This is a genomic window from Tenacibaculum sp. MEBiC06402 (assembly GCF_049239625.1).
Classification (GTDB): domain Bacteria; phylum Bacteroidota; class Bacteroidia; order Flavobacteriales; family Flavobacteriaceae; genus Polaribacter.
The window spans coordinates 1-2010 of sequence record NZ_JBMKKT010000053.1 but is presented as its reverse complement, the minus strand read 5'-3'; the positions used below and the strand labels follow the sequence as shown (position 1 = coordinate 2010).

General features: G+C 39.3%; 1 protein-coding gene. It reads right to left on the bottom strand.

The window, feature by feature from the left end; translation table 11 throughout:
* The coding region (locus ACOSP6_RS00440) for a SprB repeat-containing protein (RefSeq protein ID WP_422095676.1) at window positions 1-2010 on the bottom strand (2010 nt) is incomplete at both ends.

The window sequence follows — 2010 nt, the reverse complement described above, 5'->3', positions numbered from 1 at the left end:
GTAAATCCTGTATTCGCTCCACTGATAGCAAAGTCTGCTGTTAATGCAGCTGTTGAGGTATACGTTACTGTAATATCTTCTCCCGTAGCACAATCAATCGCTTTATCAACTGTTACTACTGGATCACTAATTGCATTGAATGCTGCAATGTTTACACTTGTATTTGCCGTACAACCCTCATCATCATAAACATCAATACTTACGGTACCTCCTGATGTGTTAGTCGTAGAGAATGTGAAGCTTGCGCTGTCTTGTGTCTCTACTGCTCCAACTGCTGGAGTATATGTAAATACAGCTCTAACATACGTTCCACTTCCGCCTGATACATCTGCAGTATTAACCGTTACAACTGCTGCATCGGTAATATTTGCAGTCGTACAACCAAATTCCGTTACAACTGGTGAAGCTGTAAATGAAACTGGGGCTAACTCTGTAATAGTTATTGGTCCTGAAACAGTCGTACATCCATTACTTCCCGTAGCCGTAATCGTATACGTATCTGGTGGTAAATTTGTAAACTGATTCGTAGTAATGCTTCCAACTGTATTTGGATCTGGACTAATCGTATAACTTAATGGTAATAATCCATTATCCGTAGCAGTCATCTCTATAACTCCCGCACTACTTCCATCACAATTCGCATTGTCTACTGCAACTGCTGTAAACACAGGATTGATTATTGGATCAATTGTAATATCTCTTGTTCTTGAACAGTTTGGTGTTGCGCCAACATCATAAACATTTACTGTATATGTATCTGCTGTAGACACTGAGAAGGTAACGGTACTTCCTGCAATAGCTACTCGTGCTACTATAGTACCTGCTCCACTATCAAAAACTTCATATTCATAACTTCCAGAACCTGAACTAATCGATAACTCAACTGTAGCATCTGGACTAGCTGTACAGTCTAACTTCTTAGTCTCTGTTAAACTAAACTCTAAGTTCGGTAATAATGTAATTGATGGACTTGGACTTGTACCTGGACAGCTATTACTATCAACTACTTCAACAGTATAAGTACCTGCTGGTAAGTTTGTAAACACATTACTTGTTTGGTTACGAATCTCTGTACTACTTCCATCTAATAAAATGTAAGTATACACGCCCGTTCCTCCAACTGCGGTTACCGTAATACTTCCGCCTCCTGTTAAATCACATGCATTATCATCTTTCGTTAATGTAAATGTTACTGGTACTGGATCTGCTAACGTTGTTGTATCTTCATCAATACAACCATTTGCATCGCGTACTCTTACAGTATAAGTCCCTGCTGATAAACCACTAAATACATTATTAGTTCCATAAGCAGTAATAACCGTTGTTCCTGCTGCATCTGCTAATTCATATTCGTAGCTGCCCCATCCACCTGTAGCGTTTACTGTAATGCTTCCATCACTTCCGCCACTACAACTCACTGGACCATCAACTGTAGTAAAGTCTAATACTGCTGTTGGCTCACTGATTGTAACCTCTGGTGAAACTACTGGACAGAATGGACTTGCTGTCATAGTCACAGTTACATAATAAGTTCCTGCTCCTAATGTATTTACTGTAGTAGAACCTGTAACTCCTGTAGCTGAACTTGCAACTGTATCATCTCCTGTACCCGCTGTACCATTCGTATCCATTACTTGGTAATCATAAGTACCTGCATATGGACTGCTGCTAGCAAAATCAAAAGATATACTTCCATTAGTATCTCCTAAACAAACAACATTGCTATCTAAACTAATATCAATATTAAACGTAGGCTCTGCATTTACTTGATGACTCGTGGTAAGTACACATCCTGTTGTTGGATTGGTAACTGTAATCTCATAAACATCCTCAGCTAAACCAGTAAATACTCCTGTAGTATTCGTAGCCGTAAATCCTGTATTCGCTCCACTGATAGCAAAGTCTGCTGTTAATGCAGCTGTTGAGGTATACGTTACTGTAATATCTTCTCCCGTAGCACAATCAATCGCTTTATCAACTGTTACTACTGGATCACTAATTGCATTGAAT